Origin of the sequence: Mesorhizobium sp. Root695, assembly GCF_001428185.1 — a bacterium.
Lineage (GTDB): Bacteria > Pseudomonadota > Alphaproteobacteria > Rhizobiales > Rhizobiaceae > Mesorhizobium.
This window is the reverse complement of sequence record NZ_LMHO01000001.1, coordinates 310459-324539: the sequence shown is the minus strand read 5'-3', so window position 1 is coordinate 324539 and position 14081 is coordinate 310459. Positions and strand designations below refer to the sequence as shown.

Annotated in this window: 8 protein-coding genes; all 8 read right to left on the bottom strand. The window is 65.3% G+C overall.

Features of this window, described 5'->3' with window-relative positions; genetic code table 11:
• Window positions 1-65: 65 nt before the first annotated feature.
• Window positions 66-3584 (bottom strand): double-strand break repair helicase AddA, encoded by a 3519-nt coding sequence (gene addA, locus ASD99_RS01600; RefSeq protein ID WP_057142504.1) that lies wholly within the window; start codon window positions 3582-3584, stop codon window positions 66-68.
• Window positions 3581-6715, bottom strand: coding sequence for a double-strand break repair protein AddB (addB, locus tag ASD99_RS01595; RefSeq protein ID WP_057142503.1), 3135 nt, complete (start codon window positions 6713-6715; stop codon window positions 3581-3583). The genes addA and addB overlap by 4 nt, the downstream gene beginning before the upstream one ends.
• Window positions 6712-7440: a nucleotidyltransferase family protein gene (locus ASD99_RS01590; protein WP_056589324.1), complete on the bottom strand. Its 729-nt coding sequence runs from the start codon at window positions 7438-7440 to the stop codon at window positions 6712-6714. Before ASD99_RS01590 ends, addB begins: the two co-directional genes overlap by 4 nt.
• Entirely contained in the window at window positions 7437-8948 is a 1512-nt protein-coding gene (gene tsaE / locus ASD99_RS01585; RefSeq protein WP_056589321.1) for a tRNA (adenosine(37)-N6)-threonylcarbamoyltransferase complex ATPase subunit type 1 TsaE, read from the bottom strand. The genes ASD99_RS01590 and tsaE overlap by 4 nt, the downstream gene beginning before the upstream one ends.
• An 8-nt stretch (window positions 8949-8956) precedes the next feature.
• Window positions 8957-11512 carry a sensor histidine kinase gene (locus tag ASD99_RS01580; protein WP_057142502.1) on the bottom strand — a complete coding sequence of 852 codons (2556 nt, stop codon included), beginning with the start codon at window positions 11510-11512 and terminating at the stop codon, window positions 8957-8959.
• A 198-nt stretch (window positions 11513-11710) separates the two neighbouring features.
• Window positions 11711-13111: an adenosylhomocysteinase gene (gene ahcY / locus ASD99_RS01575; RefSeq protein WP_056589315.1), complete on the bottom strand. Its 1401-nt coding sequence runs from the start codon at window positions 13109-13111 to the stop codon at window positions 11711-11713.
• 180 nt (window positions 13112-13291) lie between these two features.
• Window positions 13292-13603 carry an HPr family phosphocarrier protein gene (locus tag ASD99_RS01570; protein ID WP_056589312.1) on the bottom strand — a complete coding sequence of 104 codons (312 nt, stop codon included), beginning with the start codon at window positions 13601-13603 and terminating at the stop codon, window positions 13292-13294.
• Window positions 13600-14001 carry a PTS sugar transporter subunit IIA gene (locus ASD99_RS01565; RefSeq protein WP_056589309.1) on the bottom strand — a complete coding sequence of 134 codons (402 nt, stop codon included), beginning with the start codon at window positions 13999-14001 and terminating at the stop codon, window positions 13600-13602. Before ASD99_RS01565 ends, ASD99_RS01570 begins: the two co-directional genes overlap by 4 nt.
• Window positions 14002-14081 lie beyond the last annotated feature (80 nt).

The window sequence follows — 14081 nt, the reverse complement described above, 5'->3', positions numbered from 1 at the left end:
CTTTCGAAAGTTTTTGTCCCACCAAATGTGGTGGTGATCGCGCCCTTCTTCAAGCAGGTGTTGTGTCACGCTCCCGTGAGTCGAGCAAGGGCGTCATCCATGGCGCTGGCCGGCAGTTCGATCAGCCGCGGCGCCTCGATGAACAGCAAGGCCGCCTTGACCGTGCGGCCGGGATAGAGCGGTTGCAGCAAGGCGCGATAGAGCGCGAGCTGGAGCAGGTAGGCCGGCGGCACCTCGGCCAAAGTGGCTGGCGCCGGCCGGTTGGTCTTGTAGTCGACGATCGACACCGCATTCGATGTCACGGCCAACCGGTCGATCTTGCCGGAAATCGAGCGCTTTTTGCCCTTTACCTCCAGGCTGCCCATGATCGCCACCTCGGCACGCGACGATGGCGCAAACAGCTGGCCGAAGCCGGGGGCCGCAAGGATTGATGTGACCGACGCCAAGGTCTTTTCACGCTCTAATGGAGGCCAGTCCGCACCCGTCCGTGCGAGATAGCGTTCCGCCGCCGCCTGGCGTTCGGGCTCGGCAATGCCGGGCAACATCTGCAGCAGTTTGTGAAGGGCAAGCCCACGCAGCACCGCAAAGCCCGGCTCGGCATCGGCGTCGAGCACCGGCGACGCCTTGTCGACCAGGGCTTCCTTGCCCTCGTCGATGAGCGTCGAGGCGCCGGATGGCGACAGCGGGCGCGGTAAATCCTCGAAAGGCGGCAGAGGCCGGAACAGGGTCGCCGGCAATGGTCCGAAAGCATCGGCCTGCCGTACCTGCTCAGCGGAGCTTGGCGCGACGGGCGGCAGCTTAGTCACATGGAAACGATGCACCGGCTCGCCGCCGGTGGGATGCGGATGCTGCTCGCTCTCGGGAGCGCCGATCAGCGCGCGGCTGACGATCGAGTGCCAGGTGCCGGCGTTCGGGGCCCGCTTGCCATGATAGCCGCAGACGATCAGCCGGTCCTCGGCACGGGTCATGCCGACATAAAGCAACCGGCGGTATTCGTCGTCGGCAAGTTCTCGTGCCCGCGCTGCCGCTGCCTTGGAAAAGCCGTTGGCGACGTCGCTGGCCGAGCGCCAGAGATAACCCTTGCCTTCCCAGTTTGCGCCCGAGCCATCGAAGGACATCAGGCGCGGCAGATGCTGGTCGCTGAACGGGGCGGAACCACCATCGACCAGGAACACGACCGGCGCTTCCAGGCCCTTGGCGGCATGCACGGTCATGACCCGGACCTCGTCGCGGGTCTGGTCCATCTCGCGCTTGATCTCGGGACCGGCATTTTCCAGCGTCGACAGGAAGGCTTCTAGTCCCGGCAGGCCGGTTCGCTCCTCGGCGAGGCAGAAACTCAGGAACTCGTCGAGAATGTCGCCGGCCTCAGGGCCAAGCCGCGCGATCATCTTCCGGCGCACGCCATCGCGCGCAAGCAGGGCGGCATAGAATTCGAACACCGGTTTGAAGGCGGCCTCGTTCGTCCAGATGTCGACTTGGGCGACGATCTTCGCAAGTCTCTGGCTTTCGCTGGCGTGCTGTCGCAGCGACGCGATCAGCGACAGGCCCGACGGCCGCTCCGCGGCGAGCGTGAAAAGCGTCTCTTCAGGCAGATCGAAGATCGGGCTGCGCAGCACGGCGGCGAGCGACAGGTCGTCCTGCGGCTGGATGAGGAGATGACCGAGCGCGATCAGGTCCTTGACCGCGATGTGTCCGGGCAGGCTCAACCGGTCGGCGCCGGCGATCGGAATGTCGCGGCGTTTGAGCGCCCGGGTCAGCGCATGGACGAAGCGATCGCGCTTGCGCACCAGCACCAGCACGTCGCCTGGCCGCAGTCGCTTGCCGCGGCCTTCGATGATCTCGCCAGCGCCGATCCAGCCGGCAATGGTGGCGGCGACGTTCTCGGCAACGCGTACCGCCGGTGCATGCGCGTGATCGATGGCTTGCGTCCAGTCGTCGGGCTCGTCGACGACGTCGGCGCCGACCGACGGCCACACTTCGACATAGCCCGGCGCATCGGTGCGGATCGCCTGGTGGCGTAGCGGATCGGGATCATGGCTGATACCGCGCCGCACGCTTGCGTCGGCGAAGACGCGGTCGACGGCGGTAAGAACGTCGTCGGTCGAGCGGAACGACCAGGTCAGCTTGAGGTCGGCGAAGGACGCCTCGGCGTCACGCACTCGTCCCGCGAACAACAGCCGGCTGTCGGCGAAGGAGTCCGGGGCGGCACCCTGGAACGAATAGATCGACTGCTTCTCGTCGCCGACGGCAAAGACCGTGCGATGGACCCTATCGCGCGCGCCGAAGCCGGCAAAGAATTCTTCCGCCAGGTGCTTCACCACTTCCCATTGATCCGGGCTGGTGTCCTGCGCCTCGTCGAGCAGGATATGGTCGATGCCCTGGTCGAGCTTGTATTGTACCCAGGGGCCGGCATCGGGCCGTGCCAGAAGGTTGACCGTGCGGGTGATCAGGTCGTTGAAGTCGAGAAATCCACGGCTGCGCTTCAGCACTTCATAACGGGCGATCAGCCAGTCAGCGATGGTCAGCGCGGCGCTTGTGCCTTCCAGCATCCGGAACAAAGCCAGCCGGTCGACTGTTTCGATGATGGCTTTGGTCGCCGAGAGATAACGCTCCGCCAGATCCGGCAGCCGATCGACCAGAGCCTTCTTGAAGGCCTTTGCCGGATCGTAGGCATCGCCATCGGTCTTGAGGAAGGCTCTCGCCAGCAGTTGCAGGCGGCGAATGGGATCGCCCTCGGCGAAAGCCTGGCGCGCATAGGGCAGGATGTTGTTCAGCACCGATCTGGCGTCGGCGGCTTCAGCGGCATGGGCAAAGCCGGCAAAATAGTCGGGCAGGAAGCCCGGCAAAGGCCACACCGAAGCCGCTATGCCTTCGGCGGTCTGGCCGGGGCGAAAATCGAACTCATCGAACAGCGCCTGGAAGCGCGTGCCGTCGCGTCCAACCGCGTCGATGAAATTGCGCAAGCCGTCGCGCTTGCGCACGATCTCGCCCAGCAAGGCGTCGAGCCCCGCTTCGCCGCCACGATCGAGAATGGTGGCAAAGGCTTCGGCCAAATCCGCCTCGCCGGCGGCAGTGCCGGAGATCATGTCGCGGCGCGCGGCGGCAAACAGCGACGCCTCCATCTGGCCATCGAGCATCTCGAAGTGGGCAGGGATGTTGGCCTCCAGCGGGAACTGGTGCAGCACCGATTCGCAGAAGGCATGGATGGTCTGGATCTTCAGCCCACCGGGCGTTTCCAGCGCCTCGGCGAACAGGCGCCGCGCCCGGCGCATGGTCTCGAGATCCGGCCGGCGGCCTTCCAGCGCCTCGACCTTTGCCGCCAGGTCCGCGTCACCGAGGGTGGTCCATTCCGACAGTGTCGAGAACACCCGGTTCGACATGTTGGCGGCGGCGGCGCGCGTGTAGGTCAGGCACAGGATTTTCGACGGGTCAGTACCGCGCAGCAGCAGCCGGATGACGCGCTGGGCGAGCACATGGGTCTTGCCGGAGCCGGCGTTCGCCGACACCCAGGCGGAATTGCCTGGATCGGCGGCGCGGGTCTGGCTGGTCGCGGTGTCGCTGGGGATCGGATAGGCTTTCTTCATGCCTCCCCTCCCTCGTCACCGGCATCGCCGCCTGCCGACCATTCGAGCACGCGGGCAAGATGGTCGTAGTCGCCATCGGTCTCGCCTTCGCGAAACGGCAGCGCGCGCGACAGATAGCCGGTCGCCGGGTCGGCATAGTGGATGAGCAGCTTTTCCAGCCGCGCCCAGGCCTCTTCGGCGAGATCGGTGGCGGTTCGCGGCTGGCGGTTGTGTTCGAGGATCGATTCCTCGAACACCTCGCCATTCGGCTTCAAGCGCACGAAAGCCAGTTGCGAGGGCTCGCGCGCGCCCAAATCCTTGAAAGCGCCGCGCCTGAGCAGCGCGCCCTCCAGCGCCAGTTGCGGCGCCAGCAGCGTGTGCGCCTGCGCCTTGGACGGCGAGGAGCCCGTCTTGTAGTCCAGTATGTCGGCCATGCCGCCGGCCAGAAGATCGACGCGATCGGCGTAGCCGGATAGCGTCACGCCGGACTGACCGACGACGGTCTTGCCGGCGCGCTCCTCGGCATGCCGCCGGATCACCGCGTCGGCGCGTGTGCGCTCCCACTCGATGATGTTTGCGGCGAGCTTTTCGAAACGCGGCCACCACACCGCCTCGACATCGGCCGGGAGTGCGGCTTCGGCAAAACAGGCGCGGCCGGCGGCGATGAGGCCGGCGAGCGCATCGGGTGCGCGCGGATCGGCGACGCGCGCCGAGAAGAGGTGCAGGATGGCGTGAAACAGCGTGCCGCGCTCGGCCGCACCGGGATCGCGAATGACCGGATCGAGCGGCATCAGGCCAAGGATCCGTCTTGCATAGACGGCGTAGGGATCCCGGCGCAGCGTCTCGATCTCGGTGACCGAGAAATGCCCTGGGCGCACTGACAAAGGCGGTTTCGGCTGCGGCCGGGGTGCAAAATCCTGCCTTGGACCGGTATCGAGCGCGCGCGCCCAGGCGAGCAGTTCGTCGCCACGGCGACGGAGTTGCGCTGCCTGGTCGTTGCCGATGAAGGTGAGCAGGCGTTGCAGCCAGCGCGACGGCACGGCGGGGGCGTCGCCGGCGCGTGCCGAGCGGGCCAGCACCACCTTCCTGGCACCCATCGCCATCTGGAAATCATGCGCGGCAAGGCCGATACGCCGCTCCGGCGGTTCGAGGTCGATGCCGGTCTTCATCAGCCGCGACATGAAGCGGTCGCTCTCCGGCTTGCGTGGCCATATGCCCTCGTTGAGCCCGCCGATGACCAGCGTATCGACAGTCTGCAGCCGCGCTTCCAGCGCGCCCCAGATGGCGATGTTCCTGTCAGTGCCTTGCGCCGGCTTGACCGTTTCGGCCGCAATCAGCGCCGCCATCACGTCGGGCCACTCGTTGCCCGCGAACGACAAGGACGCCGAAGCCGCGACCAGCCCGCGCAGCAGTTCGGCAAGCTTCTCACCGGCGTCACCGGCATAGAGCTCGCCAAGGCCGCCATCGGCGGTGCGGCCGAGATTTTCGAGGGCGACGACGCTGGCCCTGACCAGCGCGGCAAGGTCGGCGTCCCCTTGGTCACGGAAAGCCGCGAGCGGCGCCAGAGCTTGTGTGAGGCGTCCAAGAAAATCCCGCGCGCCTTCGATGGCACGCACCGTCAACCGGGAGAACCAGAAGGGCGGCCGGCCGCCGCTGCCGAGGCCGGTGAGGCGGGCCTCGAACAGTTCCGGCAGCGAAACGATGTCGGGGCGGCCTGTGCCACCGCGCAGCGCCACCAGTTCGACAAGTTCCGCCGCGTGGCGCACATCAGCCCGTTCGAGGCCGAGGCCAAGCAGCGGATGTTTGAGCAGCGACAGCAGGCCGACCGGATCGCCTGGCCGGAACAACGCCTCAAGCGCCAGCCTGAGCAGGCTGGCCGCCGGGGTGTTGGCGAGCGGCGTGCCGCCGGAATCGTCGGCAACGACGCCGAAGCGCTGGAGCTCGATCGAGACGCGACGCGCCAGGGCGCGGTCGCCGGTGACGAGAGCCGCCCTTTGGCCGGGCTGTTCGACCGCGCGCTTGAGTGCAACGGCGATGGCGACGGCTTCATCGCGTTCGCTGGCAGCTTCGAGCAAGGTCACTTCGGCGAAGGCGCCGGCAATGTCGGATGCCGAGAAACCGGCGCGTGTCTCGGCCCAGAGTTCGGTGGTCTCGGCCGGCCGCAATGCTTCGCCGACAAGGGCGGCGCGAAGCGCAAGTTGCGATTCGCCCACGCCGATCTCCTCGACATCGTCACGCAGCACGCCGATCTTGGCGATCAACCTGGCGAGGCCATATTGCGGGTGGCCGAGCACGGCCGGACGTGCCCCGGGCGCGGCGATTGCCTGGAACGACGCTTCGTCCAGCGTCCGGTCGAGACCGGGCAGCACGATGGCTCCGCCGGGCAAGCGGGCGATCGCGGCAAGCAGTTCTGCCGTGGCGGGGATCGAGCCGGTGGAACCCGCGGCGATGACCGGCCCAGCAGGCGGATTGCGCTGCAGGCGCGTCGCCTCGGCGCGGATCAGCGCGCTGCGATGCGCGGCCGGATTGGAGCGGTCGCTCTCTTCAAGGAATTTCGGCCAGGCGTCGGTGACGATGCCGAGGAATTCGAGCGTCACCTGCCACCATCCGGCAAGGTTGCCGGTCACCAGATCGGTGAGCTTGGCCCAGTCCGTGCCTTCCGTCTCGATCTCGTCCATCAGCCGGGCGAGATCGCGCGCCAGCCAGATCGCATCGGCGGTGGAGGCCGGGATAACAATCTCCTCGGCAAAAAGGGCAGCGACATGCGCCGGCAGCCGGCGTTTCCAGGCGCGCACCAGCGGCGTCAGCAGCAACAGGCGTTCGGTTGCTGCGATCGGTGGTGCGAGATCGATGGCCGCCGATGCCTCGGTCTCGAATGCCGCCTCATCCTCATCGAACTCGCCAAGTGGCCGGATGACCGGCAGGATCGCCGAACCGCCGCCGCCGCGCGCCGCCAGGCTGTCGACGAAGACACCCCGCAAGGCACGCGCGGCGCGGCGCGTCTGCACATAGATGGTGACATCGGCCAAAGCGAGCGGATCGCCGTCAAAGCGAAACCCCGGAACGAGACGGCCGGCAAGCAGCGCCTCGGCAAGCGTCGGCAGAAACGGCGCTCCGGGCGGAATTGAGAAAACGCGGCTTGAGCCGCTCATTGCGACTCGGTCAGTGCGCCGGCAACCGCCGCTTCCGCGAGCGCAATGGCGTCGGGCGTACCGACGGTGATCCAATGGCCATGCATCGGCATGCCGAACAGGCGCCCTGCGGCGATGGCCGAATCGAAATAGGCATTGAGCGAGTGCGGCCCGGCCGGTGCGCCCTTGAACAGGCGCGGATGGACGATCGCCGCCCCGGCATAGATCAGGCCCGCTGGATCCCCCTTTGAGCGCCGCAAGCCTCCGTCCGGCGCCACCAGGAAATCGGTGCTGCCGCAGTGTCCGGTCGCCTGATGGAGATCCGCCAGCATCAGCAGAATATCCATTTTCGCCGCGTCCCATGCAAGGGCGAGGCGGCCGAGATTGAGGGGACCGTCGTCGATCCAGAATGTATCGGCGTTGAGGATATAGAAGGGCTGCTCGCCCAGTTCCGGCAATGCCTTGACAATACCCCCGGCGGAATCGAGCAGTTGTTTGCTCTCATCGGAAATGACGATCCGTGGCGCGCGGCGCGCGGCGACATGGGCGACGATCTGTTCGGGAAAGTAATGGACGTTGACGACTGCCTTGGTGATACCGGCGGCGGCCAGGCTGTCCAGGCTCCAGTCCAGCAACGTCTTGCCGGCGATCCTGACCAGCGGCTTGGGAATGGTGTCGGTGATCGGCCGCATGCGTTTGCCCAGCCCGGCGGCAAGTACGATGGCGGTGTCCGGTCTTGCTGTCACAGCGTTCGCTCCTCCAGCAAACCGTTGGCATCGTAGAAATCCCGCAGGCTTGCCAGCGCCGGATGAGACAAGGCCCGGCGCAGATAGTCGCGAATGCGCGGCAGGTGTTTCAGATAATAGGGCTTGCCGTCGCGCTTTTCGAGGCGGACGAAGATGCCGAGGATCTTGGAATTCCGCTGCGCCGCCATGATTGCGTAGGATTCCAGGAAGGTTGCTTCGTCGAAAGCACCGGCTGCGTGGCGCGCGGCGACATAGGCATCAAGTGTCTGTTTCTCGATCTCGGGCGACATGGTCACGCGAGCGTCCATGGCGAGCGAGGCGACGTCATAGGCGGACGGGCCGATCAGAGCATCCTGGAAATCGACGATGCCCAGCCGATCATGGCCGGCGCGATCGCCGCGCCAGATGATGTTGGGCGAATGGAAATCACGCAGCATCAGCGTGACTTCGCGGCCTTGCAGCCGGTCGAGAAGCGCGTTCCATTCCCTGCGGTAACCGGCGCGCAAGCTGTCGCTTGCCAGGCTGCCCGATATCGCCGGCACGTACCAGTCGACCAGCAGGTCGGCTTCGATCATCATGGCGTCACGGTCGAAACGCGGCACGTCGTGGAAGCCGCCCGACCCTGTTTCCAGGCGCTGCGGCCAAATCCTGCCGTGCATCATGGCCAGCAGTTCGGCCGCCGCCACGTAGCGCTCGGCCAGAGGCTGGCCATTGCTGCCGAGGAACCCTTCCGAACCGAGATGTTCGAGCAGCAGGAACCCCTGCTCCTGGTCCTCGGCATGGATTTCCGGAACGCTGACGCCGCCGGTTTTCAAGACGCGGTCGATGGCGACGAAGGCGGAGACCGACTGGGCGGTGTGCGCGATCTCGGCATAGGGCTTGCCATCGCGAACCGGCGGGCCGAGCACCAGCCGTGGTGAGTTCATCAACACTTGCGGCTTTCGGTCCGGTAGCGAAACGATCTCATAGGAGCGGGCCGAAGCATCGCCGATGAAATGGCGGCGCTGCGCTTCCCCCCAGCCTGCATTTTCGAGAAAGTCGCGCATGGCCAGCGATCGTGCCGCCCGATCGAAGGCAGCGCCCTGCCCCGACAATCGTGCCAACCGGCCGGCGCCATGCTGGACGAGTTCGATCAGGACCGTGGCTTTCGGCAGATAGGCCTCCGCCCGTTCCGGCCATTCGACCAAAGCAGCGCCTTGCGTCAGTGCTTCGTCGAAACCAAGCTCATCGATCTCGGCCGCCGAGGACAAGCGGTAGAGATCGAAATGATGGACCGGAATGCGCGTGTCGTAGCTCTGCACCAGCGTGAAGGTCGGGCTCGGAACGTCGAGGCCGGCATCATCGGCCAACGCCCTGATCAAGGCCCGTGCCAGCGTCGACTTGCCGGCGCCGAGATCGCCCTTGAGGGCCAGCACATCACCCGGGCGCAGCGACAGCGCCAGATCCTCGCCCAGCCGTGCTGTCTGTGTCTCGTCGGCGAGTGAACGCTCCAGCACCAATCCCGTCATCGAGCGCGCTACTCGGCCGCGACGCGGATGCCCGGCATGTCGGGAAAGGTGCAGATGACGGTCGTGCCCTTGTCCTTGCCGGTTTCGATGCGAACGCTGCCGCCATGCAGCTCGACAAAGCTCTTGACGATCGACAGGCCGAGACCGGCGCCGCGCCGGCGGCCGCCATTGGCGCGCGGCTCGAAACGACGGAACACCGAATCGAGCAGGTCCGGAGGCATGCCGGGGCCGTCGTCATGAACCGAGAATTCCACCCCGTCCGCCAGATGGCGGCAGGTGAGCCGGATGGTGCTGGCTTCCGGCGCGTAATTGGCGGCGTTGCTGAGCAGGTTGTAGAGGATCTGGCGAACGCGGATCTCATCGCCGTGGAACGTCTTCGGTGCAGCGGTGGCGTCGACCTCGAGCCTGATCGAATGCTCTTCCAGCCGGTCGGCCACCAGTTCGGCCGCGGCCGCGATGGTGCGATCGACCTGCACCTCGGAAATGTCGAGCTGCATGATGCCGGCGTCCACCGTCGCCAGGTCGAGGATGTCGTTGACTATGGTGAGCAGGACCGAGGAGGACGAGCTGACATGCTCGACATATTCACGCTGCTTCTGCGTCAGCGGACCGGTCGCCGGCAGCGACAGCAATTCGGTGAAGCCGATGATGTTGGTCAGCGGCGAGCGCAATTCGTAGGAGACGTGCTGGACGAATTCGTTCTTGAGCTGATCGGATTTTTGCAGCGCCTCGTTCTTGTCCTTCAGCGCCCGTTCGACGTTGACGCTGTCGGTGACGTCCACGAAGGTCATCATCACTTGCCCGTTGGGCAATGGGATGATGGCGTAGCTCAGCACATTGCCGTTGTTGAGCTCGGTCTGGCCGTGGCGATCGCGGCGCTCGTCGTCGAAGCCGGTGATGGCGGCAACGAAGCCTGGCCAAGGGCTGTCCGCCGCCTGCCGGTCGCAAAGGTCGCGGATCGTGGAAACGTGGACATTGGGTTTGGCGGCTTCGGCGCTCAACCCCCAGAGTTTGGCAAAAGCCGGGTTCGACAGCCGGAGCTTGCCATCGGAACCGAACACCGCCACGCCTTCGGCAAGATTGTCGAGCGTCTCGCCCTGGACCCGCACCGCGGTATGGTAACGGCTCTCGAGGTCCATCTTCTCGGTCAGGTTCTCGAACACCCAGGTCACGCCGCCCTTGGGCTGCGGGTTGGCGACGACGCGGATGGTCTTGCCGTCCGGCAGATGCCACCAATGTTCCTGCGATTCGACGGCGCGATAGGCGCCGAGCAGGCCTTCCTTCCAGCGGCGCCATTCAGGTTGCTCGGCGATCTTGCCCTCGCTGCGCAACCGGTCGAGCAGCAAGGCGTTGTCGGGAGCGCTGTGCAGGAAGCCTGCGTCGAGACCCCATAGTTTCTGGAAGGCCTGGTTGAAGAACCGCAGCTTCTCGTCGGTGTCGAAAATGGCTACCGCCGTGTTGAGCTGGTCGAGCGTGTCGGCGTGGCTCCTGACGGTCCGTTCGTATTCGCCGCGAACCGCCTCGATGGCGCTGGTGTCGCAAGCAAGGCCGGCCGAGCCGTGGCTGCCGGCGAAATCGGTGACCGCAAACACACGGCGATCACCTTCGATCACGGTGGAAAGCGACTGTTCGAAGACCGGATGCGTCTTGTGCTGGGCGGCAATCGCATCGCGTGCCTGGCCGCCGAGGAACTCTTTTGCCTCCCGAACCGCGGCTTCGGCATTTTCGGCTTCGACCCCATCGGCATAGGCCCGGTTGACCCACTTCAGCCGCCCATCCTCACTGCGAAGCCATGCCGGCATGTTCAGCGCGTCGAGCAGGCCGATCATCGTGTCATGGTCGGCGGCCAGCCGCTGGTTCTCGATCTTCAGCCTGGCCTGGCTGCGCTGCGTCTCCGAGAGCGAGACGAAACGCACGAGCACATGCGCCGCGCTCTTACGGCCATGCACTTCGAGCGGCGCGCCGGCCTGCGATTCGATGACGAGGTCGAAGGGTCTGGCCTTTTCGCGTAATCCCGCAACAGCATGTTCAAGCGCCGCCGCCGAACGCGGCATCAGCCAGCGGCCGAAAGCGAGGAAAGCGGCCCGGTCCTCCGGAGCGCCGCTTTCGACGGGCAACGTGCCGATGAGTTCGGGCTTCTTGTTTTCCGCGGCCCAGACGACCACGCGCTGGTCGCGCAGATTGAGCAGCGCCTCCGAGCGGCGCAGCGCCGCGTTGATGTCGGCGAGGCGGCTCCTGAGTTCGACATTCTCGGACGAGGTGCGGGCTCTTTCGCGGATGAGGACGATGGCCGACAGAAGTGCGGCACCCGTCACGCCGACAAACACGGCAAGCTGCATGACATCGACGGCGCTCACCGACAATCCGGCCACAGCGGCACCAGCGGTTTCGGCATGCGCGGCAGCACTGGCCAAGGGGCCGGCCAGCGCGGAGGTGGCAAGGAAGATTGACGCGCGGACGCGCCACGACAGGCCTCCGCTTTGCAAGGCGGAGCCGGTGATCCCCGAATCGTCATGGCCGCCGGAAACGGCCCGTCCCGCTCTGTGCGGGTGTTGCCCCGGCATGTCTTGGTCCTCTCCGCCGCCTGAATGCAAGACCGCCCTGATGCGCACCTCTCGAGCCCCTCTCGGGATGGAAGCGTCGCGAATCACCTGACAATAACCCCTCGCCGAATCGCCGTGAAGGCTAATGGCGCGCAAAAATAAAGCCGGGCGAAAAGTCAATCGCCCGGCCTCAATATCTGGTAGTAATTTTAGCTTTGGTTAATAGCGGTAGTGTTCCGGCTTGAATGGCCCCTGCGGCGTGACGCCGATATAGGCGGCCTGCTCACCGGACAGTTCGGTCAGGCGGGCGCCGAGTTTGTCGAGATGCAGGCGCGCGACCTTTTCGTCGAGATGCTTGGGCAGGACATAGACCTGATTCTCGTACTGACCGGGCTTGGTGTACAGCTCGATCTGGGCCAGCACCTGGTTGGTGAAGGATGCCGACATGACGAAGCTCGGGTGGCCGGTGGCGTTGCCGAGATTGAGCAGCCGGCCTTCCGACAAGAGGATCATCCGCTTGCCGTCCGGGAAGGTGATCATGTCGACCTGCGGCTTGACGTTGGTCCATTTCAAATTGCGCAGCGACGCCACCTGGATCTCGTTGTCGAAGTGGCCGATGTTGCCGACGATGACCATGTCCTTCATCGAACGCATATGGTCGAGGGTGACGACATCCTTGTTGCCGGTGGTGGTGATGACGATGTCGGCGGTGGGCGCCGCATCTTCCAGCGTGACGACTTCAAAACCGTCCATGGCCGCCTGCAGGGCGCAGATCGGATCGACCTCGGTGACCTTGACGCGGGCGCCGGCGCCCTTGAGCGAGGCCGACGAGCCCTTGCCGACGTCGCCATAGCCGCAGACGACCGCGACCTTGCCGGCCATCATCGTGTCGGTGCCACGGCGGATGCCGTCGACCAGCGATTCCTTGCAGCCATATTTGTTGTCGAACTTCGACTTGGTGACCGAGTCGTTGACGTTGATGGCGGGGAAGGGCAGCAGGCCCTTCTTCTGCAGCTGGTAGAGCCGGTTGACGCCGGTGGTCGTCTCTTCAGTGACGCCGCGGATCGCCGCCTTCTGCTTGCTGAAGAAGCCGGGCGAAGCCTTCAGGCGCTTCTTGACCTGGGCGTAGAAGTATTCCTCTTCCTCGCTCTGCGGGTTGGACAGCACGTCCTCGCCGGCTTCGGCGCGGGCGCCGATCAAGATGTACATGGTGGCGTCGCCGCCATCATCGAGGATCATGTTGGAGGTGCCGCCGTCGGCCCACTGGAAAATCCGGTCGGTATAATCCCAGTACTGCTCGAGGCTCTCGCCCTTGACGGCAAACACCGGGATGCCAGCTTCGGCGATGGCCGCGGCCGCATGGTCCTGGGTCGAGAAGATGTTGCAGGAAGCCCAGCGGATATCGGCACCGAGCGCCTTCAGCGTCTCGATCAGCACCGCTGTCTGGATGGTCATGTGCAGCGAGCCGGTGATGCGCGCGCCCTTGAGCGGCTTCTTGGAACCGAATTCCTCACGGCAGGCCATCAGGCCCGGCATTTCGGTTTCGGCGATCTCGAGTTCCTTGCGGCCCCAGCCGGCAAGCGAGATGTCGGCGACCACATAGTCCTTGCTACCCGTCATGGCAGTGCTCCGATGCAGATGTTGTGCTGCGAATTGGTTGCGGATGCGCCCGCGCCGGTCGGCGCGTCGAAGGGCGCGAATAGGCGGCCTGACTAGCAGATCGGCGCGAAGACGACAATGGGATATAAAGAAATCTTTATCCCTGCATGTCTCTTGGACATCCATTGGCGGTGTAGCGGATCAGCTTTCCTCGCCGAAGCGGGACGCCACCAGCTGCTCCAGCGCGTCGATGACCTGCCGGGCCTCCGGGCCGCTGGCGGTGACGCGGATCGAGTAGCCGGGGCTTGCCGCCAGCATCATCAGGCCCATGATCGACGTGCCGCCGACCTTGACGCCGTCCTTCTCGACATGCACCGAGGCGTCGAAGCCGCTGGCCAGCTGGACGAATTTCGCCGAGGCGCGCGCGTGCAGGCCGCGCTGGTTGATGATGGGAAAGTCCCTGGTGATCGGATCTTTGGCGATATGATCTTTTTCGGGGGACAGCGCGTTCATTTGCTGCTCAAGAGCTGGCTGGCGACGTTGATGTATTTGCGCCCCGCGGCCTGGGCCTCGTCGAGGGCGGCGGCCATATTGTCGCCCTTGCGGATCGAGGAGAGCTTGATCAGCATCGGCAGGTTCATGCCGGCGATCACTTCGGTGCGGCCGGATTCCATCACCGAAATGGCAAGATTGGACGGCGTGCCGCCGAACATGTCGGTCAGCACGATGACGCCCGTCCCGGTATCGACACGGGCAACCGCATCGACGATGTCGCGGCGACGCTGCTCCATATCGTCGTCGGCGCCGATCGCCACGGTTTCGAAATTGTCTTGTGGCCCGACGACATGTTCCACGGCATGTCGAAACTCGGCGGCCAGTTGACCGTGCGTTACAAGCACGAGTCCGATCATTCTTTGGTGGCTCCCGTCATCGCCGCTTCACAGGCGCATTTTATGCTCGCCGGCCATTCCAGGCGGCGGGAGCGCTATCT

Bases quoted from the DNA above. Each gene is read 5' to 3' on its own strand.
- addB (WP_057142503.1), bottom strand. From the start codon at position 6,715: ATGAGCGGCTCAAGCCGCGTTTTCTCAATTCCGCCCGGAGCGCCGTTT.
- ahcY (WP_056589315.1), bottom strand. From the start codon at position 13,111: ATGACGGGTAGCAAGGACTATGTGGTCGCCGACATCTCGCTTGCCGGC.
- tsaE (WP_056589321.1), bottom strand. From the start codon at position 8,948: ATGACGGGATTGGTGCTGGAGCGTTCACTCGCCGACGAGACACAGACA.
- ASD99_RS01570 (WP_056589312.1), bottom strand. From the start codon at position 13,603: ATGAACGCGCTGTCCCCCGAAAAAGATCATATCGCCAAAGATCCGATC.
- addA (WP_057142504.1), bottom strand. From the start codon at position 3,584: ATGAAGAAAGCCTATCCGATCCCCAGCGACACCGCGACCAGCCAGACC.
- ASD99_RS01580 (WP_057142502.1), bottom strand. From the start codon at position 11,512: ATGCCGGGGCAACACCCGCACAGAGCGGGACGGGCCGTTTCCGGCGGC.
- ASD99_RS01565 (WP_056589309.1), bottom strand. From the start codon at position 14,001: ATGATCGGACTCGTGCTTGTAACGCACGGTCAACTGGCCGCCGAGTTT.